At 37.0% G+C, this 24,241-nt stretch carries 18 protein-coding genes and 1 pseudogene; 18 read left to right on the top strand and 1 reads right to left on the bottom strand.

Annotated features, from left to right (window positions below; translation table 11 throughout):
• Nucleotides 1–4 precede the first annotated feature (4 nt).
• The gene (locus tag IGJ52_RS07855; RefSeq protein WP_002381784.1) at nucleotides 5–2,065 is read left to right on the top strand and encodes an LTA synthase family protein; all 2,061 of its coding nucleotides are present in this window, start codon (nucleotides 5–7) and stop codon (nucleotides 2,063–2,065) included.
• Nucleotides 2,066–2,213: 148 nt separating this feature from the next.
• Here the strand turns inward: IGJ52_RS07855 and IGJ52_RS07850 are convergent, their stop codons facing one another.
• Nucleotides 2,214–3,053: a helix-turn-helix domain-containing protein gene (locus tag IGJ52_RS07850; RefSeq protein ID WP_104846001.1), complete on the bottom strand. Its 840-nt coding sequence runs from the start codon at nucleotides 3,051–3,053 to the stop codon at nucleotides 2,214–2,216.
• 202 nt (nucleotides 3,054–3,255) lie between these two features.
• Here IGJ52_RS07850 and IGJ52_RS07845 point away from each other — a divergent pair, with 202 nt between their 5' ends.
• The 17 genes and pseudogenes from IGJ52_RS07845 (at nucleotide 3,256) to IGJ52_RS07765 (ending at nucleotide 23,927) form a co-directional block, all read left to right on the top strand.
• Nucleotides 3,256–3,831 carry a WxL domain-containing protein gene (locus IGJ52_RS07845; RefSeq protein ID WP_002419876.1) on the top strand — a complete coding sequence of 192 codons (576 nt, stop codon included), beginning with the start codon at nucleotides 3,256–3,258 and terminating at the stop codon, nucleotides 3,829–3,831.
• An 89-nt stretch (nucleotides 3,832–3,920) separates the two neighbouring features.
• On the top strand, nucleotides 3,921–4,970 hold the full coding sequence (locus tag IGJ52_RS07840; RefSeq protein ID WP_010715280.1) for a DUF916 and DUF3324 domain-containing protein: 1,050 nt from the start codon (nucleotides 3,921–3,923) through the stop codon (nucleotides 4,968–4,970).
• A complete protein-coding gene (locus IGJ52_RS07835; RefSeq protein WP_425140228.1) occupies nucleotides 4,967–7,135 on the top strand; it encodes an L-type lectin-domain containing protein in 2,169 nt (722 codons plus the stop codon). Before IGJ52_RS07840 ends, IGJ52_RS07835 begins: the two co-directional genes overlap by 4 nt.
• A 366-nt stretch (nucleotides 7,136–7,501) precedes the next feature.
• A complete protein-coding gene (locus tag IGJ52_RS07830) occupies nucleotides 7,502–8,347 on the top strand; it encodes a glycosyltransferase family 8 protein (protein ID WP_104845999.1) in 846 nt (281 codons plus the stop codon).
• Nucleotides 8,337–9,236, top strand: coding sequence for a glycosyltransferase family 8 protein (locus IGJ52_RS07825; protein WP_002408861.1), 900 nt, complete (start codon nucleotides 8,337–8,339; stop codon nucleotides 9,234–9,236). The genes IGJ52_RS07830 and IGJ52_RS07825 overlap by 11 nt, the downstream gene beginning before the upstream one ends.
• A gap of 133 nt (nucleotides 9,237–9,369) precedes the next feature.
• Complete coding sequence (locus tag IGJ52_RS07820; RefSeq protein ID WP_438792008.1) at nucleotides 9,370–10,308, top strand: magnesium transporter CorA family protein; 939 nt, start codon at nucleotides 9,370–9,372, stop codon at nucleotides 10,306–10,308.
• A 36-nt stretch (nucleotides 10,309–10,344) separates the two neighbouring features.
• Entirely contained in the window at nucleotides 10,345–11,175 is an 831-nt protein-coding gene (locus IGJ52_RS07815; RefSeq protein WP_438792007.1) for a manganese catalase family protein, read from the top strand.
• Nucleotides 11,176–11,454: 279 nt separating this feature from the next.
• Nucleotides 11,455–12,186, top strand: coding sequence for a GntR family transcriptional regulator (locus IGJ52_RS07810; RefSeq protein ID WP_002360115.1), 732 nt, complete (start codon nucleotides 11,455–11,457; stop codon nucleotides 12,184–12,186).
• Nucleotides 12,187–12,197: 11 nt separating this feature from the next.
• Entirely contained in the window at nucleotides 12,198–13,370 is a 1,173-nt protein-coding gene (gene agaS, locus IGJ52_RS07805) for a tagatose-6-phosphate ketose isomerase (RefSeq protein ID WP_368015250.1), read from the top strand.
• Nucleotides 13,371–13,392: 22 nt separating this feature from the next.
• Nucleotides 13,393–14,388, top strand: coding sequence for a tagatose-bisphosphate aldolase (lacD, locus tag IGJ52_RS07800; RefSeq protein ID WP_002357245.1), 996 nt, complete (start codon nucleotides 13,393–13,395; stop codon nucleotides 14,386–14,388).
• Between the two features lie 15 nt (nucleotides 14,389–14,403).
• Complete coding sequence (locus tag IGJ52_RS07795) at nucleotides 14,404–15,345, top strand: hexose kinase (protein ID WP_368023483.1); 942 nt, start codon at nucleotides 14,404–14,406, stop codon at nucleotides 15,343–15,345.
• 32 nt (nucleotides 15,346–15,377) lie between these two features.
• On the top strand, nucleotides 15,378–17,192 hold the full coding sequence (locus IGJ52_RS07790; RefSeq protein WP_016614679.1) for a glycoside hydrolase family 35 protein: 1,815 nt from the start codon (nucleotides 15,378–15,380) through the stop codon (nucleotides 17,190–17,192).
• The gene (locus IGJ52_RS07785) at nucleotides 17,189–17,668 is read left to right on the top strand and encodes a PTS system mannose/fructose/N-acetylgalactosamine-transporter subunit IIB (RefSeq protein WP_002408868.1); all 480 of its coding nucleotides are present in this window, start codon (nucleotides 17,189–17,191) and stop codon (nucleotides 17,666–17,668) included. The genes IGJ52_RS07790 and IGJ52_RS07785 overlap by 4 nt, the downstream gene beginning before the upstream one ends.
• A 13-nt stretch (nucleotides 17,669–17,681) precedes the next feature.
• Nucleotides 17,682–18,581, top strand: coding sequence for a PTS mannose/fructose/sorbose/N-acetylgalactosamine transporter subunit IIC (locus IGJ52_RS07780; protein WP_002357253.1), 900 nt, complete (start codon nucleotides 17,682–17,684; stop codon nucleotides 18,579–18,581).
• Nucleotides 18,568–19,377 carry a PTS system mannose/fructose/sorbose family transporter subunit IID gene (locus IGJ52_RS07775; protein ID WP_002357254.1) on the top strand — a complete coding sequence of 270 codons (810 nt, stop codon included), beginning with the start codon at nucleotides 18,568–18,570 and terminating at the stop codon, nucleotides 19,375–19,377. The genes IGJ52_RS07780 and IGJ52_RS07775 overlap by 14 nt, the downstream gene beginning before the upstream one ends.
• Nucleotides 19,378–19,396: 19 nt before the next feature.
• Complete coding sequence (locus IGJ52_RS07770; protein ID WP_002419866.1) at nucleotides 19,397–19,804, top strand: PTS sugar transporter subunit IIA; 408 nt, start codon at nucleotides 19,397–19,399, stop codon at nucleotides 19,802–19,804.
• A gap of 149 nt (nucleotides 19,805–19,953) precedes the next feature.
• A pseudogene (locus IGJ52_RS07765) lies at nucleotides 19,954–23,927 on the top strand (endo-alpha-N-acetylgalactosaminidase family protein).
• Nucleotides 23,928–24,241 lie beyond the last annotated feature (314 nt).

Genomic DNA, 24,241 nt, shown 5'->3' with positions numbered 1-24,241 from the left:
TTAGATGAAAAAAATAAATAACCGATTAGGACTCTTTTTATTTTTTGTTTTACTCTTTTGGGCAAAAACGATTCTGGCGTATTACCTAGATTTCTCATTGGGCGTTAAGGGCAGTCTCCAACGAGAAATTTTGTGGTTCAATCCAGTTGCTACTACGCTGTTATTATTTGGCTTTAGTTTGTATTTTAAAAAGCATAAAACATTTATGCTTAGCTTAACTCTTTTAAATGTTTTAAATACATTAATTTTATATTTGAATATTATTTTTTATCGTGAATTCACTGACTTTATTACCATCCAATCTGTTTTTGGCTTTTCAAAAGTTTCAGAAGGGATTTCTGGTGATTTACTTGCCTTAATGAGGGTCCACGATGTCTTTTATTGGCTAGATACTTTAGTGCTGCTCGTTTTGGTATTTTACTCTTTTAAACAGCGACGGAATCATCAAGTCTTCATGACTAAACCTATCAACAGAAGATTGGCGATCTCAATTAGTTGTTTAAGTGTCTTGCTCTTTTCGGTTAACTTATTTTTAAGCGAAACCGATCGTCCTCAATTGCTTCAAAGAATTTTTGACCGTAATTATATTGTAAAATATCTTGGCTTGGATGCATTCACAGCCATCGATGGTGTCAAAACAGCCATGTCAAATGAGGTAAGAGCAGAAGCTAGTTCAAACGAATTACCTGAAATCATGAAATTTACCAAGCAAAATAATTTACCGCTTAATCCGCAGTATGCCGGGATTGCCAAAGGAAAAAATGTATTTGTGATTCATTTAGAAAGTTTTCAACAATTTTTGATTAATATGAAAGTCCAAGGCCAAGAGGTTACACCGTTTTTAAATCAGCTCTATCAAAACAAAGCGACAATCAGTTTTGATAATTTCTTTCATGAAGTAGGGCAAGGAAAAACGAGTGATGCGGAGAACATGTTAGAAACAGGAACATTCGGGCTCCCGCAAGGCTCTCTTTTTACACAATTAGGATCAGACAATACTTTCGAAGCGGCTCCCGCAGTTTTAGGACAAAAAGGCTATACAACCGCTGTTTTCCATGGAAATGTGGGGAGTTTTTGGAATCGAGACCATGTGTATAAAAACTTAGGATATCAATACTTTTTTGATCGGTCATATTTTTCAAAAGATGACAAAATGCTAGGTTACGGTATTTTAGATAAACAATTGTTGCGTGAATCAGCTAGTGAGCTTGAGCATTTACAGCAGCCATTCTATGCGAAGTTTTTAACTGTGACCAATCATACCCCTTATTATACGGATGACCAAAACTTCCCGTTTCCTAAATTGAACACAGGCAATTCGATTGTGGATGATTATGTTCGAACAGCGCACTATTTGGATCAATCGCTAGAACAATTTTTCCATTACTTGCAAACAACAAGTTTATACAATCATTCTATTTTTGTTATTTATGGTGACCACTTCGGTATTTCAGATGCGAACAACAAGGACTTATGTAAAGCCTTCAACCGCGATCCAAAAACGTGGACAAACTATGACAATGCGCAATTGCAAAGAGTACCTTTGATGTTTTACATGCCAGGCTATACGCAAGGGAAAATCATGCACGAATATGGTGGGGAAATTGACGTTTTACCGACACTGTACCATCTTTTAGGTGTCGATGATAAAAATTATATCCATTTTGGCACGGACCTTTTATCTCCTCAATATAAACAAGTGGTTCCTTTTAGAAATGGCGATTTTGTAACGCCTCAATTTTCTTATCTAGGTGGGGAAATCTACAATAATCAAGGAAAAAAATTAGACCAAGTTCCAGCAGATTTAAAAGCGGAAGTCACGAAAGATAACGATTGGGTGAAAAAATCGTTAAGTTTATCTGACAAATTAAATCAGGAAAACCTTTTACGTTTTTATAAACCACAAGGATTCCAAGAAGTGCAACCAAAGGACTACAACTATGATGTGGCTTTTGAAAAAAACAAAGTCTTAGAAGTAGAAAAACAAAAAAATGCACAATCAACTAGCTTGTTTAGTCAAAATGGCAATCAAACGACAGTCCAAAATTATCCGACTACGCCATAGATCATTTAAGAAGGATAACTTTTGTAAGGGAAAAAGGATCTTGTATGAAGTGAAGGACAAAAATCATTTTAGATTTTTGTCCTTCGCTTTTATAATAGTTTTTTTAGAGACAATAGTAAATACTGTAAAAGTCACAAAAATGAACCTATTAATAGATAGTTTTAATATACTCAAAGTATTGCTGATATTTGCGAGAAAAATTATCCATCTCTAATAAATGAAAAATTTGAAAGGCCTCATTAACTTTTTTTGTACCCGCAAGTTGTGCTCCTTTGGCATAGCAAAGCAAGCCTTCTAAGAATAAAGCCATTGTTTTTCCGTATAAATCTCGAATTTCTAACATTGCTCGAAACTGTTTCAAATAACTTAGCCCTTCGTTGAGATACTTGTTGTTTACACAGAGAAGGATGGTATTGATGAGTATTTTGCTATATGGAGAATTGTAGCCATCAGAAGCAGAATAAAGATTTCTTTTTTTGAGCAATCGATTGACAATAATTAACAAGGTTTCGATAGGAATTTCGTCCATAATCGTAATGAACATCGTGACTTCCCTACTAGTCCAATTTTCTAAGTTCATCAAGTTTTGAACAATATTTGTTATATTTTCGGCAACGACATTGCCGCCCAAACGATAAATAAACAGGTTAATTAATTGAATCGTAATTTCTTCTTCGTGTGGCAGTTTTCCAGTTAAAATCGCTGTTTTATAGTCCTCGAGACTTTTCATATTTCCTGCATGATAAAGTTCGGTAATCTCAAACCAAGTCTGATCTTTTAAAGCTTTCTGATAGCCATTGTGAATATACATAAATTCTTCTAATCGAACATTCAAATTTTTTATGATCTCCATAAATATATCGATGGTAGGGGTACTAATGTTTCGTTCAATTCGGCTGTAATAGCTCAGTGTCACAACTCCTTGGCAAACATCTTTTTGAGTTAACCCTTTGTCTTTTCGAATTTTTCTGATTGTTTGACCATACACGCCAGTTTTCCTCCTTGGTCTCTGAAAGTTTCTTTCTGTTTCCCTATTATACCATCATAGAAAGGTCTTTCTCTAATGAAAATGACTTATAGTACATCTTTTTTTAAAAGGAAAAACATCTTGTGTTATGCTCCAATTCAGGCTAATTATCTTTTAGATGGTTAAGGTCATTTTTTGAAAATTTTAAAAAGGATGGGATAGGATGAAAAAAAGTATTTTATCAACAATAGCAGTACTGGGAGTGACTTTGGGAGGTGGCGCAATCAATTCGTATGCCGCTGAAGCGAACCCAACAGCTGAATTGACAAGTGAAGCATCTTTGACAATTCAACCAGGAATCTTAAATTTAGATGCAGTTTCTAACTTTAATTTTGGAGAGCTAACGATTCAAGATGTTGCGGAATCTGATCAAACATTGACTGGAACACCAGAGATAACGAAAGTATCTGATTATCGAGGGCCAAACGAATCCGGCTGGATGTTGTCGTTAAAACTATCAGATATAAAAAATGAAAATAACGTAAAATTACAATCTGCGAAATTGAATTTAGCAACCACACGGGCAAAAGGTGATGCGACAGTTACTGCTACGACAACAATTGATGCTGGCACGACTGAGCCAACACTTGTCGCTAGTGCAAACGGAACAACTGGATTGGCAGCGAATGAATTTGATTTATCAAACACGACGTTAACTTTTCCAAAACAAAATATTAATAGTGGCCGCTACAGTGGGACGGTTACTTGGGTGTTAACAAACGCTTATACTCCTGAATGAAGCAACCTAGACAAAAAAATTAGTAATTTGTCTGTAAGTTAAATGGCTCAACAACAGAGTTGAAATTTTGGCTGTTAGGAGGAGAGAGCATGACGGTTAAAAGTAACACTACTTTTTTGTTATTTTTTTTCACATTATGTAGCATATTTTTTAGCATAAATAGTAAAGTAATGTCTGTAGAGGCGGAAACGACCGCTTTTACTGTGACACCCGAGTATCCTGAAAATCAAGTATCAGAAGCTACATATTTTGATTTATATCTTCAGGAAAATAAACAAACGTTGACTCTTCTAGTTACAAATACATCTGAACAAACATTGCAAGTAAAAGCGAGTGCTTTAAACAGTTATACAACATCTACGGGTATAATTGCTTATCAAAGCCGTGAAACTGCAGAAATGTATCAGGGGCAGTCATTTACTCAATTTGTTGAACCAAAACAACAAATAATAAGTCTGAAGCCTTCTGAAAGTAAAAAAGTTTCGTTTCAGTTAGACAGTCAACGACAAAAAATTACTGGTGAAGTGCTAGGTGCTTTTGCTTTTGAAACAATTACTTCCCCAAACCAAGAAAAAGCAATGCATTCAATGATTCAGGCAAAATATCTAACCCAAATCGGTGTCAGATTACGCACCGATTTGGGTTCACTGCCTGAGCCTAATTTACTTTTTGACAAAACTGAGCCAGTCATAAAAAATGATACTGTAGTTATCAAAAGTACCTTGATAAACAACCAGCCTACCGCATTTGGTAAGGTAAACGTTGAGACAACTGTCTATGATAAAACAAATAAAAAAATAATTGGTACGAAAAAAGCAGACAACTATCAAATTGCTCCTAACTCCTTGATTCCAATTTTAACAGAGTTAAAGGAAGAAACCTTAAAATCTGGAACATATAATGTTCATATCGCAATTCATTCCTCAAAAGGCAACTGGGTGTTCGATGACTCGTTTACTGTTTCTGCTGCTCAAGCGAAAGTAATTAATCAAAAAACAGTCTTTTTCACCAAACAGAAAGATGAATCTATTATATTTTCAATTTTAGTTGGAATGCTGATTGTGTTTTTACTAGCAATTCTGGGCTTACTTTGGAAATATTACCAATTAAAAAATAAAAAGAGGGTGAATCAAGAATGAAGCCCAGCAAATTAGGCGGCTTGTTTTTTTTACTTTCCTATTTACTACTTTTCTTTGGTGGCCTATTTTTCTTTCCCGGTGAAGGGTTAGCAGCAATCATTGAACCAGCGTTTGAGACATTGCCAATTGATCAAACGATGATTTCGACGGTAGGAAAAGCGGGAAGTCCAAGTGGATCTGAAAATCACCGCTATGTTCAGATTAATGATACAACACCGAGTTCTAGTGGGGCAGTTTGGTTTAATAACCCAGTGAGTTTTACAAATGATTTTAAAATTGAGATGGCTTTTTATATTGAAAATGTAACAAATGATAGTGATGGATTAACATTTGTTATGCAAAGTAATGGTCCGACAGCAATAGCCGAAGAAGCTGGTCCAACGATTGGAGTATGGGCAAACACAGGAGATTCTACACCATTAAGTAAGGGGGCAATTCCTAACAGTTTGGCGATTGAATTTGATACCTTCTATAACAATAATAGTAATCTTATTGCAAACGATGGCATGATGGATCGTGATACAAGTTCCAAAGGTCATCATATTGCCTGGGCTTATCCGGGGGCAGAAACTTCCTATACAAAAGATGGTATTTTTAAGATTGACAAAGTCCTTCATCACCGAAATGAAAAAGGAGTGACAGATTTATCTGATAGTAAGTGGCATAAATTTATCGTGGAATTTAAACGAGAAGCGGGAACATTTACCTATTCTGTTCCTGATTATGCCTTAAATATTACGATTCCTGTGGATACGGAGTTTAAAAATAACTTAGGCTTAAATGAAAATAAACGTGTTTATTTTGGATTTACTGGAGCAAACGGGGGCTATGCACAAGCAAAAGCTATTTCATTTACAAATGTGGAAGGGCTGGTAGATTTGCAATTACGTACGGGTGTTGCACAATCAGCGGATAACCAATTGCTAGCAGACACTGGGATTCCTCAAAACGAAGTTCATTCTGTTGACAGAAGTCAAGAAATCACGTATATGACAGCGATTGATTATTTACAAACAAGTGATTTACTTCGTTTACAAGCCGGGACGAGGATCCAAATGACACTCCCTGATAACTTTGAAGTGCTAGAGAATAAGGTTTACTTCGGGAGTGCTCAAGAAATTGGGACAGGCGCTCAACCAACGGGTGGACAAGCACTCCCTTTTACAAGAGAAAAAGACAAAATAGTCATTACATTACCGGCACTTGAAAGAGGCACGTTGTATGGTCTTTATTTCAAAGTGAAAAATAAGCTCGTTCAAATAAATAGCCTGCTGGATTTAACTGTTCCTGTTTCTAGTACTTTTTCCGGGAATGCTTTTTCTAAACCAGTGACTACCGGGGATCCAGCTGCCCATTATTACAAGCTAACAGGGAAATGGAGGCCGACAATTACAACTGGTCATTCTTCTGCAACGGAGGCAGCTCAGTCTCCTCAAATTGTAAGACAAAAACGTAAGGCCTACCTTCCTGTTCAAATTGAAGATGAAAATTCTACGTCCACTAAACTGTTTATGAGTCCTATTGTTTCAGAAGAAGAATTAGCTACGACTACTTTTATTGAAAAAGCACATCTTTCGAGAGAAAATTTAACGGAGAATTTTGAAACAACTATTGAATACGAAACTTCACAGCTTCAACCTGAAAAAATGTATTACGTAGGTATGTATACAGTAGATGCTGAAGGAAATCAATCAGAAACCAAAATTCAAGCCATTGATTTCAAAGGAATTATAGAATTAACAACAGTTCCTACTGCTTTTGTTGGAAATACTTTGACAATCAACGAATTAGTTCAAACGAAGCGTGAAGATGGTTATTTCTATATGAAAATAGAAAATTTACCAGAGAATGATTCGTTGACAATTACAAATACAAGTAGTTACTCTTGGGAATTAAGCGGACAACTAGCAACTATCGTTGAACAACTAGAAAGCTGGGGACAAGAGGTCTCTCTTTGTTTTTTTGAAAAGAATACTCAAACATTACTTTTTCAATTAACCAAAGATGAACAGTTAATTCTAAAGCAAGAAGTAGAAGGTAAGGATGTAACTAAAAGTTTAAATGATTATGATCTCTATTTTCGTTTTAAAGCTGATCCTTTAAAGGTTGTACCAGGACGGTATTCAGGAAATGTTAGATGGCGGTTATCAGAAGTTAAGCCTTGAAAATGAGAATATTTTTAAAGATTATTAAACAAAAAACTGACTACTTAACTGAGTAGTCAGTTTTTTATTGGTAATATTTTTTTTAATATTAAAACAAATAAGAAAATCTAGAAGCAATACTTTTATCCGAAGTAAAAAAATAGTAGTGGCAGTATTAAGTAGGTTTTGTTTTGCTTAATATATCCCTAAATTAGAGGTCTATTATTTATTTTTGTTTCCTCATAAATATTTTTTAATAGCAATAAAATATATTTTTTTTATAATTTAATTATGTTTATTAAAGCGTATGATTTGCATAAATATTTTTTCGGTCCTATTCTGGTTATGAACTTAGCTATAAAAAGATGAAAGAGGAGAGTGGTTTTGATGAGAAAAACTCAGAAGATTGTGCCAATTGTGACAGCTTCAGACGAAAATTATGCTCCTTATTTGAATGTAATGATGACAACTGTTTTAGAAAATTGTCATGCGGAGAGACCTGTTCATTTTTATGTGATTGATGATGGGCTGTCGCTATCTAGCAAAAAAGCACTCCGACAAACGGTTAGTAGTAACTCACAAAGTGCGACTGTTGAATTTCTAACAGCAGACAAAGAAGTTTATCAAAATTTTTTAGTGAGTGATCATATTACAACGACCGCTTACTTACGCATTTCTTTACCGTCACTTTTACAAAAATATAGCTATAAAAAGGTTCTTTATTTAGATGCAGATACGCTTGTTTTAGATGATATTGTCCAGTTGTATGATACGCCATTAGTGAACCAAACGATTGGCGCGGTTATTGATCCTGGTCAAGCATATGCCTTGAAACGTTTGGGCATCCATTCCTCCGATTATTATTTTAATTCAGGAGTCATGATGATTGATATTGACCGATGGAACGAGCAAGCAATCACTCAAAAAACAATTCAGTATCTAGAAGAAAATGGGGACCGCATAGTTTATCATGACCAAGATGCTTTAAACGCCGTTCTCTATGAAGATTGGCTAGCTTTAGAACCAAGATGGAATATGCAGACGTCTTTAGTTTTTAATCGTCATGAAGCGCCTAATGAGGCTTACCAAAAATTATATGCAGCGGGAAATCAAGAGCCAGCGATTATTCATTTTACTGGTCACGATAAACCCTGGAATACGTTAGAAAATCATCCTTATACAGCTCTTTATCTAAACAAGTTAAAGAAAGTAGGTGCAAGAAATGGAAAATAGAAAAGAATTAGCGATTGTCTCATGTTGCAATACCAACTTTGTACCGCATCTTGCTGCTATGTTTGTTTCAATTTTAGAAAATAGTCCTTCAGCGGCAGCTGTTCATTTTTATGTGATTGATGACAATATCAATTTTGAAAGCAAGCAACTACTGTATTTTACGATTAAACATACCCAAATCAATGCAGAGTTAACATTTTTAAAAATCAACCCCCATTTTTTCAAAAATGTTGTAACCAGTGAGCGAATCCCCAAAACAGCTTACTACAGGATTGCTATTCCAGAGTTGTTTAGAGGAAGCCAGATCGAACGGCTGTTGTATATGGATTGTGACATGATTGCCTTAGATGATGTCGCAAAATTATGGACAGTTGATTTAGGTGAAAATATCATCGCCGCTGTGGAAGATGCAGGGTTCCATCAACGTTTGGAAAAAATGGCGATTCCTGCAGAATCTATGTGTTATTTTAACTCAGGCTTGTTGCTAATCGATGTTAAAAAATGGTTGAATTTAGATGTAACCACTAAAGTCTTAAGATTTATTGAAGAAAATCCAGATAAATTACGTTTCCATGATCAAGATGCATTGAATGCGGTTTTACACGACCGTTGGACCCAGTTACATCCTAAGTGGAATGCCCAAGGTTATATTCTGTCAAAAGCGAAAAAACATCCGACTATTTATGGAGAAAGACAATATGAAGAAACGAGAAGAGCACCATCCATTATCCACTTTACTGGCCATGTCAAACCTTGGACGAAAGAATTTCAGTGGTATACCAAGCGTTATTATGATCAATATGCGAACAGGACTGCCTTTCGTTGTGCAAAAACATTTAGTAAATATCTTTCTTATGCCAAAAATAGTAAAGCTGTTGAACATGTTTGATAACCCTTGTTATTTAGAATAATAGAGGTACACCTCAATTAATTACTACAGAAAAGTGGAGACGTAAAGAAGACTAATTTGCGCTAGGCATTGTGCGTTTACTCGAAATATTTTTTAGAAGGAGAGATTTATAATGCCCAAGTACTACTTTATTGGTGGGGAACGAGTGAGGGAGACAGAAGAAAAAGAGTTTAATTGGTTAGTGATTGACACTAGTGAAACTCAGGTAATTGAAAGAATAATTAAAGAGTATAATTTTCCTAAAGATATTTTTGTGGGTACGTCGTATCCAGAAGAAGTTTCTCGGTTTGAAACTCTTTCGGGAACGACGTTGAAACAACCGATTTCGCTAGTGCTTATGAACCTTTTGAAGGAGGGCGAGAACATTGAGGAACGTTTAGCACCTATTTCCTTTATTTCTTCAGAAAACCTTTTAATTACATGTACTAACGAAAACAATCATTTTTTTGATCGTTTATTAGAAAAATATGGTTGCAAAATAGATACGTTTGAAAAACTAATAACGTATGCGATTTTAGATATCTATTCACATTACGTAGAAGAGTTAAAGGAAAAAAAACAACGGATCGATCGTCTAGATAAAAAAGCACGTATGACTACAGAAAACAAGGAGTTGTACAGACAAGCTGATTTAGAAAGAGAAATCGTTTACATTGATCATACGTTAAAGGATCAAAAAAGCACATTAGAATTACTTTGGCAATCTTCCCAGTTTGTCCATCGATTATCAGATAAAAAACTACTTTATGACGTTCAACTGAGACAACGACAAACCGAAAAAATGATTTCGATTTATAGAGACCTTTTAGAAAGTATTGGCAATCTTTTTAGCGGCATGATGGATAACCAATTAAATCATTTAATGAAATATCTTGATTCAGCGGCCTTAATTATTTCAATTCCAGCGATGATTGCTGGTGTTTGGGGTATGAATACTGGCGGCCTACCAGGTAAAAGTTCTGGTTTCGGGTTTTTATTAGTCGTCCTAGGTGCGCTCATTATCTCAGTAGCCTTTGGTTATCATCTTTACAAAAAAGATTATTCAAAATAAACAAGCATTAAAAATTATTATATAGGAGGATGAATCATGTTTAGACACCAAAAAGAATTACAGTTTGAGGCGAAACCAGACAAACCAAATCCGTTAATTGCAAAGTATCTTCAAGAGTTAATTGGTGGACAATATGGTGAAATGAGTGTAGCAATGCAATATTTATTCCAAGGATGGAGCTGTCGTGGAGGAGAAAAGTATAAAGATATGTTAATGGATATCGCTACTGAAGAGTTGGGCCACGTTGAAATGCTTGCAACAATGGTCGCTCGTCTACTTGAAGGAGCACCAGTGGAAGATCAAGAAGAAGCAATGAAAAAAGATCCAACAATTGGGGCAATTATTTCTGGGATGAATCCCCAACATGCAATTGTCGCTGGTTTAGGGCCACGTCCCGCAGATAGTGTTGGAAATCCCTGGAGTGGTGGGTACATTATTGCTAGTGGAAATATGTTAGCTGATTTTCGTGCTAATTTAAATGCAGAATCACAAGGACGCTTACAAGTTGCTCGAATTTATGAAATGATTGATGACCGTGGAGTGAAAGATTTACTTTCTGTTCTTTTAGCTAGAGATAGCTATCATCAAAATTTATGGGCAAGCGCTGTGAAGGAACTGGAAACAAAAGAGGGCTCTATCTTAGTTCCAAGCACTTTTCCTAGAGAAGAAGAACGTTTGGATATTGCCTATGATTTCTATAACTTTTCTGAAGGAGATGCAAGCAGTCAAGGCTCATGGGCTAGTGGTAAAGCATTAGATGGAGAAGGAGAATATCAATGGTTAAAAGAACCAAAAATTGAAGGAAAAGCTCCTAACTTAAAGCCTGTTACACCTAAAATGTACGGTACACCGAAATTAAAAAAATAAAAGATATTTATCTGTATATGAAAAATGAGCAAAAAAAGATTCTCTTTTAGAGGATCTTTTTTTATCAACTGGTATCATATTTAAGGGTGGTTTTTTACAAAAAAATGATTTCTTTAGGAAAAAAATATTACAATAAAGAAAAATAAAAAAATGTAAACGTTATCATTTCAAGGTTATAGCGGTATGAAGATATTTATTAATACTTTTTATTGACAAAATAAAAAAAACCACCGTACTATTGGTTTGTGGTTATAACCAGTTAGGGTAAAGGAGAAAGTTATGGAAAATGCCTTTAAAAACAAAGCTTTGTATCATCAACTTGTTGATTTGCTGCAGGAACGAATCGAAACATGCATGATTCCTCATGACAAGTTGCCCTCTGAACGTGAATTGACTGCACAATATGGAGTGAGTCGGACGACGGTCCGGTTAGCGCTACAAGAACTAGAAAATAGAGGTTCCATCTATCGTCGTCATGGCAAAGGAACATTTGTTTCAGATATAAAAAAAGAGGCCGCTGATTTAGCTGGCGCATATAGTTTTACAGAACAAATGAAAGGGCTGGGCCGAAAACCACATACCCGTATATTATCTTTCGAAAAATTGGAAGCGGATAAATTTATTTGTCAGCATTTGAATCTGTCGTTAGGAGAGGCAGTTTTTAAATTAAGTCGGTTGCGGATTGCTGATAACGAGCCATTAATGGTTGAAGACACATACTTGCCTGTGAAATTTTTCTTATCACTTACGGATCAATTACTACGTAGCAAGCCATTATATGATCTATTTTCGGAAGATTTTAAGCAAACCGTTCGTTTAGCTGATGAAGAATTATACGCTAGCATTGCGTCAAAAGAAGATGCCAAATTATTGATGATTCCAGAAGGAGCGCCAGTCCTTCATTTAGCACGCCAGACATATAACATGAAAAATGAAATTATTGAATTTACGTTGAGTGTGGCACGAGCAGACCAATTTCATTATCAGATACGCCATATTCGGAATAGTTAGGAGAGTTAAGTATGTTTACAGCAGAAAAAGAAGAACTAGAACAACTAGGAGCGGAAATCACGACACGTGAAATTCGTCAGCAACCTGAGCTTTGGCAAGAAACCGTGACACTTTATCATGAAAATCAAACAGCTTTGGAAAACTTTTTAAAAGAAGTCCAAGCCAAAGCGCAAGGAAAACGAACAAGAGTAATTTTTACAGGAGCAGGGACTTCGCAATATGTCGGTGATACGGTTGTACCTTATCTCCGAGCACACGGCGACACACAAGCCTTTTCATTCGAAAGTATTGGAACAACGGATATTGTGGCCAAACCAGAAGATTATCTGATTAAAGACGAACCAACACTGTTAGTTTCGTTTGCAAGAAGTGGAAATAGTCCTGAAAGTTTAGCGGCAGTTGAAGTAGCTAATCAAGTGGTTGAAACAATTCATCATTTAGCGATTACTTGTGCCGAAGAAGGACAACTGGCACAAATAAGCCAAAAAGAAGAAAACAGCTTTTTATTCTTAATGCCAACACGTTCCAATGATGGTGGTTTTGCGATGACTGGTAGCTTTTCTTGCATGACCTTGGGTACATTACTACTCTTTGATCAAACAGCCTTTAAGCAAAAACAAGATTATGTAACCGCTCTAATTAAATTAGGTGAAGAAGTGCTATCCCGTGAAGAAGAATTAAATGAAATTGTTAACCTTGATTTTGAACGAATTGTTTATGTTGGTTCTGGAAGTTTAGCTGGTTTGACAAGAGAAGCGCAATTAAAAATCTTAGAACTAACAGCCGGCAAAGTTGCCACAATTTTTGACTCTTCTATGGGCTTCCGTCATGGACCAAAATCATTTATTAATGAAAAAACAATAATGTTTGGTTTTGTTAATAATACACCATACACAAGAGATTATGACTTGGATATCTTAGAAGAAGTTCACGGTGACGAAATTGCGGCGGGTGTTTTTGCGATTGCTCAACCCGGCAAACGTAATTTCTCAGGTTCAACTATTGAATATTCCGCAGAAACTGCTCTATTACCTGATGGCTATTTAGCATTAGCAGATATTATGGTAGCCCAAACAGTCGCACTTTTAACATCTATTAAAGTTGGAAATAAACCGGATACCCCTTCACCGACAGGTACAGTGAATCGTGTGGTTAAAGGCGTAACGATTTATGACTATAAATAATACAACATTTGGAGGAGGAACTATGCTTACGTTAACAGCTGGAAAAAAAGCGGCAATGGATCGTTTGTCAACCCAAGAAGGAATCATTAGCGCATTAGCCATTGATCAACGAGGTGCCTTGAAAAAAATGATCAAAGCGCTAGATGTAGAGCCAACTGATGCACAAATTGAAACGTTTAAAGAATTAGTCTCGAAAGAATTGACACCTTATGCGTCCGCTATTTTATTGGATCCAGAATATGGATTGCCTGCTGCAAAAGCACGCGATACCGAGGCTGGATTGTTACTCGCTTATGAAAAAACGGGCTATGATGCAACAACTCCGGGACGATTGCCTGATTTACTAGCAGATTGGTCTGTTTTACGCTTGAAAGAAGAAGGCGCAGATGCGATTAAATTTTTACTCTACTATGATGTGGATGAGGATCCAGAAATCAATCATCAAAAACATGTATTTATTGAACGCTTAGGGAGTGAATGTGCAGAAGAAGACCTACCATTTTACTTAGAATTAGTTTCTTACGATGCACAAATAGCAGATGCAACTTCGTTAGAATATGCAAAAGTTAAACCGCATAAAGTGAATGAAATGATGAAAGAATTTTCTAAACCCCAATATAAAGTAGATGTATTGAAAGTGGAAGTACCAGTTAATATGAATTTTGTAGAAGGTTTTGCGCCAGCTGAAACAGCGTATACAAAAGAGGAAGCGGCGAATTATTTCTTAGAACAAAGTCAAGCCACTGATTTACCATTTATCTTTTTAAGTGCCGGTGTCTCAACAGAACTATTCCAAGAAACACTACGTTTCGCTAAAGAAGCTGGTTCAACATTTAATGGTGTTTTATGTGGCCGTGCTACGTGGAAAAATGGCGTGAAACCTTTCGTTGAAGCAGGAGAAACTGCGGCTTGTGATTGGTTAAAAACAGAAGGCCGAGAAAACATTGAAAGTTTAAATGAAGTCATCGCGGCAACCGCCAGCTCTTGGCATGCAAAAGTTCAAGTAAACGAAGGGTAATTGGGAGGCATAGCTGTGATAGTAACAGTAACAATGAATCCGTCAATTGATATCTCCTACCTATTAAATCATCTAAAGCTTGATACCGTTAATCGGACCAGTCAGGTGACCAAAACCCCTGGTGGCAAAGGACTAAATGTCACTCGCGTCATTCATGATTTAGGTGGAGATGTTATCGCTACCGGCGTTCTTGGTGGTTTTCATGGGGCGTTTATTGCAAACGAGTTAAAGAAAGCAAACATCCCCCAAGCATTTACATCAATCAAAGAAGAAACGCGTGATTCGATTGCGATTTTGCACGAGGGGAATCAAACTGAAATTTTAGAAGCTGGACCAACTGTTTCCCCAGAAGAAATCAGTAACTTCCTTGAAAATTTCGATCAATTAATTAAGCAAGCAGAAATTGTCACAATTTCTGGCAGTTTAGCGAAAGGATTACCATCAAATTTTTATCAAGAATTAGTTCAAAAAGCTCACGCACAAGAGGTTAAAGTGCTACTAGATACTTCTGGTGATAGTTTAAGGCAAGTTCTTCAAGGACCATGGAAACCGTATTTAATTAAACCTAATTTAGAGGAACTAGAAGGATTGCTAGAGCAAGATTTTTCAGAAAATCCATTAGCAGCTGTACAAACAGCTTTAACAAAACCAATGTTTGCTGGAATTGAATGGATTGTCGTATCTTTAGGAAAAGATGGTGCAATTGCCAAACATCACGATCAGTTCTATCGTGTAAAAATTCCAACGATTCAAGCTAAAAATCCTGTTGGTTCAGGAGATGCAACCATTGCTGGTCTTGCATATGGACTAGCCAAGGATGCCCCAGCTGCCGAACTGCTAAAATGGGGCATGGCGGCTGGAATGGCTAATGCCCAAGAAAGAATGACTGGGCATGTAGACGTAGAGAACGTGAACAAACATCTTATGAACATCCAAGTAGTCGAAATTGCTAAATAAAGAGCTTTCTTTATTTAGCAATTATCCAGGAATTGAAAGCGTTTACTAGAAAGGGTGGCAATGTGGACAGATTTGAAATTAAAGAGGAGTTTCTTTTAAATGATCAACCATTTAAAATTTTATCAGGCGCCATTCATTATTTTCGTGTAGATCCCTCAGATTGGCATCATTCACTTTATAACTTGAAAGCTTTAGGCTTCAATACAGTTGAGACATATGTGCCATGGAATTTACATGAACCGCAAAAAGGAACATTTCATTTTGAGGGAATATTAGATTTGGAGCGCTTTTTAAAATTAGCACAAGAACTTGGACTATATGCGATTGTGCGGCCGTCTCCTTATATTTGTGCAGAATGGGAGTTTGGCGGTTTTCCAGCCTGGCTATTAAATGAACCAGGACGAATGCGTTCGAATAATCCAACCTATCTGAAGCATGTCGCGGAATATTATGATGTTTTAATGGAAAAAATTGTTCCGCATCAACTTGCTAACGGTGGCAATATTTTAATGATTCAAATCGAAAACGAATATGGTTCATTTGGCGAAGAAAAAGCGTATTTACGGGCGATTCGCGATTTGATGATTGCACGTGGCGTGACAGCACCATTTTTTACTTCTGACGGGCCATGGCGCGCAACATTGCGGGCAGGTAGCATGATTGAAGATGATATTTTAGTAACCGGAAATTTTGGCTCAAAAGCCAAAGAAAATTTCGGTATGATGCAAGCCTTTTTTGAAGAACATGGTAAAAAATGGCCGCTAATGTGTATGGAATTTTGGGATGGCTGGTTTAACCGTTGGAAAGAGCCAATTATTAAACGAGATCCGCAAGAATTGGCTGAATCAGTTAGAGAAGCATTAGCATTAGGCAGTATCAACTTATATATGTTTCATGGCGGCACCAATTTTGGGTTTATGAATGGCTGCTCCGCACGAGGAACCATTGATTTACCACAAATCACTTCCTATGATTATGATGCGCCACTTGATGAACAAGGGAACCCAACCGAAAAGTATTTTGCGTTACAAAAAATGCTTCACGAAGAGTACCCTGCGTTACCACAAGCTGAACCATTAGTAAAAGATTCTTTTGCGCAAACAGCAATTCCTTTAACAAACAAAGTGAGTTTGTTTGCGACTTTAGAAACGATTAGTCAGCCAGTGGTCAGCGTTTATCCGCAAACCATGGAACAATTAGGACAAAATACAGGCTACCTTCTTTACCGAACAAGCATTGAAAAAGATGCTGCAGAAGAAAAGCTAAGAGTGATTGACGGTCGTGATCGTCTGCAATTATTTGTCAATCAGATACATCAAGCAACGCAATATCAAACGGAAATCGGCGAAGATATTTACGTTATACTATCGCAAGAGAATAATCAAATCGATGTTTTAATGGAAAATATGGGTCGTGTCAATTACGGGCACAAATTATTTGCAGATACTCAGAAAAAAGGGATTCGAACGGGTGTCATGGCAGATTTACATTTTATGACGCAATGGCAACAATATTGTTTACCTATGACAAGCTGTGAACAGGTAGACTATTCAAGAGAATGGCAACCGGATCAACCAAGCTTTTACCAGTATCATCTGGAGTTAGCAGAAGTGAAAGATACATTTATTGATGTTTCTAAATTCGGCAAAGGAATTGTTTTTGTTAACCAAACCAATCTTGGTCGTTTCTGGAATGTTGGTCCGACGCTTTCCTTATATATTCCCAAAGGATTATTAAAAGAAGGGCAAAATGAGATCGTCATTTTTGAAACGGAAGGAACGTACCAACCAGAAATTCAGTTAGTAAAAGAACCACTATATAAAGAAATGAAAGAGGGATTACAATGAGTATTATTGGCGTAAGAATTGATGGACGTTTGATTCATGGACAAGTAGCAAATTTATGGGCGACAAAATTGAATATTTCCAGAATTATGGTCGTTGATGATGAGGTTGCAGGGAATGCCATTGAAAAAAGTGGTTTGAAATTAGCAACACCAGCTGGCGTGAAACTAAGCGTGTTACCAATTGAAAAAGCTGCTCAAAATATTTTAGCAGGAAAATACGACTCACAACGTTTACTAATTGTGGTACGGAAACCAGATCGTTTATTAAAACTAGTAGAACTTGGGGTGCCGATTAAAGAAATCAATGTTGGGAACATGTCTCAAACAAACGAAACACGGTCGATTACTAAGTCAATCAATGTGGTCGATCAAGATATTGAGGTTTTTAAAGAGTTAAATGCTAAAGGTGTCCATCTGATTGCTCAAATGGTGCCAAGTGACAAAGCGGAAGACTTTATGAGTTTGATAACAAAATAGGAGGGAACAAAAAATGAATATCTTATGGTGGCAGATCTTATTATTAACATTATACGCAGGATACCAAATTTTAGATGAATTACAAATTTATTCTTCATTAAGTGCGCCAGTGTTTGCAGGTCTTTTTGCAGGATTAGTGATGGGGGATATTAAAGCAGGACTTATTATTGGTGGAAGCATGCAATTAACTGTATTAGGAGTTGGGACTTTCGGGGGTGCCTCCAAAATTGATGCTAACTCAGGTACGATTCTTGCCACAGCATTTTCTGTGTCTTTAGGAATGAACCCTGAACAAGCAATCGCTGCTATTGCAGTACCAGTTGCTAGTTTAATGATTCAATTAGACATTTTGGCTCGTTTTGCGAATACCTACTTTGCACATCGGATTGATAAAATGGTCGAAGATATGAACTACAAAGGAATTGAACGTAACTTCTTAATGGGTGCCTTACCTTGGTCTCTTTCTCGAATGATTCCAGTCTTCTTAGCACTTGCTTTTGGTGGTGGTTTAGTACAAAAAGTTGTATCTGTCCTAAATGGCGATTTGAAATGGTTAGGTGATGGCTTGTCTGTTGCTGGGGCGGTCTTACCAGCGGTCGGTTTTGCAATTTTACTACGTTACTTACCAGTGAAAAAACATTTCCCTTATTTAATTCTTGGTTTCACTGTAACTGCTTTACTAGGAACAATCTTTACAAACATGCAACTTTTAGGAACATCTGTTGCGAGCGTTGTGAAAGACTTCAGTGGTGTATTTAACGCACTACCAATGTTAGCAGTCGCTTTAATTGGTTTCGCTTTAGCCGCAATTAGCTACAAAAATGGTCAAATGATTCCGAGTGGGCCAGCAGCAAAAAAAGAACATGCAGCGAATGATTCAGACGAAGGAGAGATTGAAGATGACGAAATCTAATTATAAATTGACGAAAGAAGATTTTAAACAAATTAATCGCAGAAGCTTGTTTACTTTCCAATTAGGTTGGAACTACGAAAGAATGCAAGGATCAGGTTACTTGTATACGATTTTGCCACAATTGCGTAAAATTTATGGGGATGATACGCCTGAATTAAAAGAAGTGATGAAAACACACACGCAATTTTTCAATACTTCAAACTTCTTTAATACGATTATTACAGGGATCGATTTGGCCATTGAAGAAAAAGAAGGCATTGCTGGAAAACAAACAGTTTCAGGTTTGAAAACTGGTTTAATGGGACCGTTTGCAGCAATTGGGGATTCAATTTTCGCAGCTTTAATTCCAACTATTTTTGGGGCGCTAGCTGCCAACATGGCGATTAATGGTAACCCAACTGGTATCTTTATCTGGATTGTTGCTCAAATTGCCGTGATGGTCTTCCGTTGGAAACAATTGGAATTTGCGTATCGCGAAGGAATTTCTTTGGTAACAACTATGCAACACCGCTTAACTGCCTTAACAGATGCTGCAACTTTACTAGGGGTCTTCATGGTTGGCGCTTTAGTGGCAACAATGGTTAATGTCAAACTATCATGGGCACCAAGTATTGGGGATGTAACACTTAACATGCAAAATAACTTGGATATGATTTTACCACGTCTACTTCCTGCAGGAATTGTCGGTGGCGTTTATTGGATGCTAGGTAAAAAGAATATGACGTCTACTAAAGCTATTTTTATCGTATTAATTGTCTGTGTCGCATTGTCTGCGTTAGGTGTTATTTCAAAATAAGTAAGACAGGAGAAAATCGATGAGTGAACATTTAGTTTTAGTAAGTCATGGCCGTTTTTGCGAGGAATTGAAAAAAAGTGCGGAGATGATTATGGGACCGCAAGAAACAATTTCCACTGTTGCTTTATTACCAGAAGAAGGTGAAGCTGACTTTTTAGAAAAATTTGAAGCGATTACGGAATCGTTAGAAGATTTTGTTGTCTTTGCTGATCTATTAGGGGGGACACCTTGTAATATTTTATCTAAAAAAATTATGCAAGGTGCTTCGTTTGACTTATATACTGGGATGAATTTACCGATGGTTATCAGCTATGTAAATGCAAGTTTATTAGCGATTGAAGGTGACTATGTTAATGAATCAGCAGAAAGTATTGTGAAAGTCAACGAATTGCTGCTAAATGTTGCAGTAGATGACGAGGATGAATAATTCTGACTTGTTGTCGTAAGTAATCAAAGTTTTTAAGAGAATGATTTAGAGATGGACGTTCCAAAAATAAAAGAATTTATTTTTGGAACGCCCCTTTAATTGCTAATAATGAAAGCGTGTTCAAAAATGTTAGGGGGCTGATTTATCAGATGAAACATGGGAAAATAAAACGATTTAGTACATTGACACTATTGGCAAGCGCAACGATTTTAGTACCATTAAGTACGTCTGCAGAAGAAACAACAAACAGCAGCACTGAAACAAGCTCATCAATGGTGGAACCTACCGCAACAGAGGAAAAATTGTGGCAATCTGATTTTCCAGGAGGGAAAATTGGTGAGTGGCAAGATGTGATTGGTAAAACAAATCGAGAATTAGCAGGAGAGTCATTGGCGATTTCACGAGATGCAGCAGCAGGTAATAATGCCGTATCTTTAAATTTAGATTCCCCTAAATTAGCTGATGGTGAAGTAGAAACAAAGTTTAAATACACTGCTGGAAGCGGTCGAACGGGTGTGATTATACGTGGTAATACCAAAGATAGCTGGGTTTTTGTAGGCTATAACGCGAATGGCAAATGGTTAGTTGAAAGCCCTAATTCGTGGAATGATTCGATTTCTGGGCCAACGTTAAATGAAGATACGAATTATTTGTTGAAAGTACGTTATGTTGGTGAAAAAATTACTATCTGGCTTAACACCACGTTGATTTACGAAGGAGAACCTGTTTTGGCCAACGGAGACAAAATTCCAACAGAAGCCGGACATGTGGGTGTCCGTTTGTGGTACGACAAAAAAATTGTCAATTATGACTATTTTAAAAATGGCCCCGTAGATAGCATTCCAGAAATTGTGCCAGAAGTGACACAAATTGCGCCAGTCAAAGTTTTTACAAAAATTGGTGTCGCACCAAAATTACCGAAACAAGTAAAAGTGACCTATAATACTGGTAAAGAAGCCAATGAAGCAGTCCGTTGGGATGAAATCGATCCTGATGCATACAAAGAACCAGGGACTTTTGAAGTCGACGGTACTTTGGAAAATACAAACATCAAAGCAAAAGCCAGCGTTGTTGTTGCTAAAGACAATGAAGCTGAAAAAGGCGACAAAATCTCTTCTGCAGATTTAACAGCCGTGGTTGATCCACAATTTCCACGAATTATTCGCTACGAAGACCCTCAGAGTAATCAAGTGATTTTTAATGGCCAACACGAGAAAATTGACCAAGTAATGATTGATGGCAAAGCATATAAAGCAACTGCTGAAAAACAGAAGAGTGAAGCAAATCAAGCCTTTTATAACGTAGCTGTCCCAGAAATTGGTCTGCGTTTCACAACGACATTGACTGTTTCAGAAGGCCAAGAATTAGCTATGAAACTCTCAGATATTCGTGAAGAAGGAACCAAAATACACACAATTTCAATTCCAAATCAAGGCTTGATTTCTGTCAATAGTACAGATGAAGGGGCGACTTTTGCTGGCGTTGTGATGAATACTGGGACAAATGCAAATAACGGAAATAAAAATGGTGATACTATCCAAGATTTAACTACAACTAGTCAAGAAGAAACGAAAAAATATATGTACGGTTTCTTAAATACAGCAAATTATGCTGCAAGTTTTTGGACGAACGCCTATGGAGACGGCTCTGTCGATGGTAGTGACAACAATCGAATCCATAAACAAACAAAAGAAGCGGCGACTGGTTTTGTAACAACCTTGTCAAGTGGGGCATGGACCTATCGACCATTTGATGCACCGGAAGATTACACAACTGGGGAAACGCCAGAAGTGAAAGTTAAATTCTCAAAAGATAGCAATGACGACAAGCGGGTGGATTGGCAAGATGCGGCAATTGGGTTCCGTTCAATTATGAATAACCCAATGGGCGCGGAAAAAGTCCCTGAATTAGTCAACCAACGGATTCCTTTTAACTTTGCTAGTCAGGCGACAAACCCATTCTTAGTGACGTTAGACGAATCAAAACGCATTTACAATTTAACAGATGGATTAGGACAAATGAATTTACTAAAAGGGTATCAAAATGAAGGACATGATTCTGCGCATCCAGATTATGGTGCTATTGGTCAGCGACCTGGTGGGGAACAAGCGTTGAATCAATTAATTGATGAAGGCCATAAATTAAATGCCGTTTTCGGTGTGCATATTAATGACACCGAGTCTTACCCAGAAGCAAAAGGATTTAATGAGGAATTAGTTGATCCAACGAAGCGTGGCTGGGATTGGTTAGATCCGTCTTATTTTATTAAACAAAGACCCGATGCATTGAGTGGTCGTCGCTATGAGCGCTTTAAAGAATTAAAACAAAAAGCACCGAATCTAGATTATATTTATGTTGATGTTTGGGGCAACAAGGCGAATCAGGTTGGGCAAGTCGTCAACTAAGTAAAGAAATTAATTCACTCGGTTGGTTTACAACCAATGAATTTCCGAATGCTTTAGAGTATGATTCGGTTTGGAACCATTGGTCTGCAGAAAAAGATTACGGCGGTACAACAACGAAAGGCTTTAACAGTACAATCGTTCGTTTTATTCGGAATCACCAAAAAGACACTTGGATTATTTCCGACAACCCTTTGTTAGGTGGAGCTGAATTTGAAGCCTATGAAGGTTGGGTGGGTAAAACCAATTTTAATACCTATCGCCAAAAAACTTTTGCCATTAATGTCCCAACTAAGTTCTTACAGCATTACCAAATTACAAACTGGGAAACTACAACAGCAGAAGATGGTCAAATCTATGGCACGATTAAATTAGCGAACGGTGCTGAAAAAGTGACCGTTACTCAAGCAGATGCTAATTCGCCAAGAAGCATTACGTTAAATGAGACAGAAGTTCTAAAAGGTGATGCGTATCTACTGCCTTGGAATGTCAATGGTCAAGACAAACTATATCACTGGAATCCAAAAGGCGGTACCAGCACTTGGTCATTGGATAAGAAAATGCAAGGAAAAACGAATTTACATTTATATGAATTAACAGATCAAGGGCGTATTGACAAAGGCGCAATTGCCACTACAAATAACCAAGTGACCATCCAAGCCGAGGCTAATACGCCGTATGTCATTGCTGAACCTGACAGTATTGAACCGATGACATTTGGAACAGGAACACCATTTAAAGATCCTGGATTTAATGAAGCCAATACCTTGAAAAATAACTGGAAAGTTTTCCGAGGTGATGGAGAGGTTAAAAAAGATGCTAACGGTGATTATGTCTTTAGTTCAGAAAAAGAAAGAACCGAAATCAAACAAGACATCAATCTTCCTAAACCAGGAAAATATAGTTTGTATCTAAACACAGAAACACATGATCGCAAAGCCACAGTAACTGTTAAAATTGGTGGTAAAAAATATACGCGGACAGTGAATAATTCGGTTGCCCAAAACTACATTCAGGCAGATATTAACCATACAAGCAGGAAAAATCCGCAGTATATGCAAAATATGCGAATTGATTTTGAAATCCCAGATAATGCCAAAAAAGGCTCGGTGACATTAGCGGTTGATAAAGGCAATTCCGTTACAAAATTTGATGATTTACGAATTGTTGAGCGTCAAACGGATATCATGAATCCAGACAAACAAACAGTTATTAAGCAAGATTTTGAAGACACACAAGCAGTTGGGTTATATCCGTTTGTTAAAGGCTCAGCTGGTGGTGTAGAAGATCCACGGATTCATTTATCAGAAAGAAATGAACCTTACACACAATATGGTTGGAATGGAAATCTTGTTTCAGATGTATTAGAAGGCAACTGGTCCTTGAAAGCCCATAAACAAGGAGCAGGATTGATGCTTCAAACAATTCCGCAAAATATTAAATTTGAACCGAACAAGAAATATACGGTCCAATTTGATTATCAAACTGATGGTGAAAATGTCTTTACTGCTGGGACCATTAATGGGGAGTTGAAAAATAACAATGACTTTAAGCCAGTCGGTGAGTTGACTTCGACAGCAGCAGATGGTCAAACCAAGCATTATGAAGCAGAAATAATTGGGGATGCTTCAGGAAACACTACGTTTGGTATTTTTACAACAGGTGCCGATAAAGATTTCATTATGGATAACTTTACGGTCACAGTGGAATCGAAAAAATAAATTTAGTCTATCTAGAAGAGGTCGGCACAGAAGTGTTTAACTCCGAGAACCAAGTAGGTACTGTTTAACATCTATTTGCTTTGCAAATAGTGTTTCTCAGCAATAAGAAGGAATTTCCGGAAATTGTTCTATAATTTTTGGAGACCAAGTCCTTCAATTCTTAGTGATTTATCACTTAGAGATTGATGAGATCGGAGCTCTGCGAAGTAGGTATTGTTCATCATCGAATCACTACGTTCTTCGTGATTCTCAACAATTTCAGTTTATTGTTTTCTCGCCAAAGGCTCGTCACAGTTTTATCCTTGTAAGTTCCG

It is taken from the genome of Enterococcus sp. DIV1758 (genome assembly GCF_051711985.1).
Lineage (GTDB): Bacteria > Bacillota > Bacilli > Lactobacillales > Enterococcaceae > Enterococcus > Enterococcus faecalis.
This window is presented reverse-complemented; position numbering and strand designations above follow the sequence as displayed.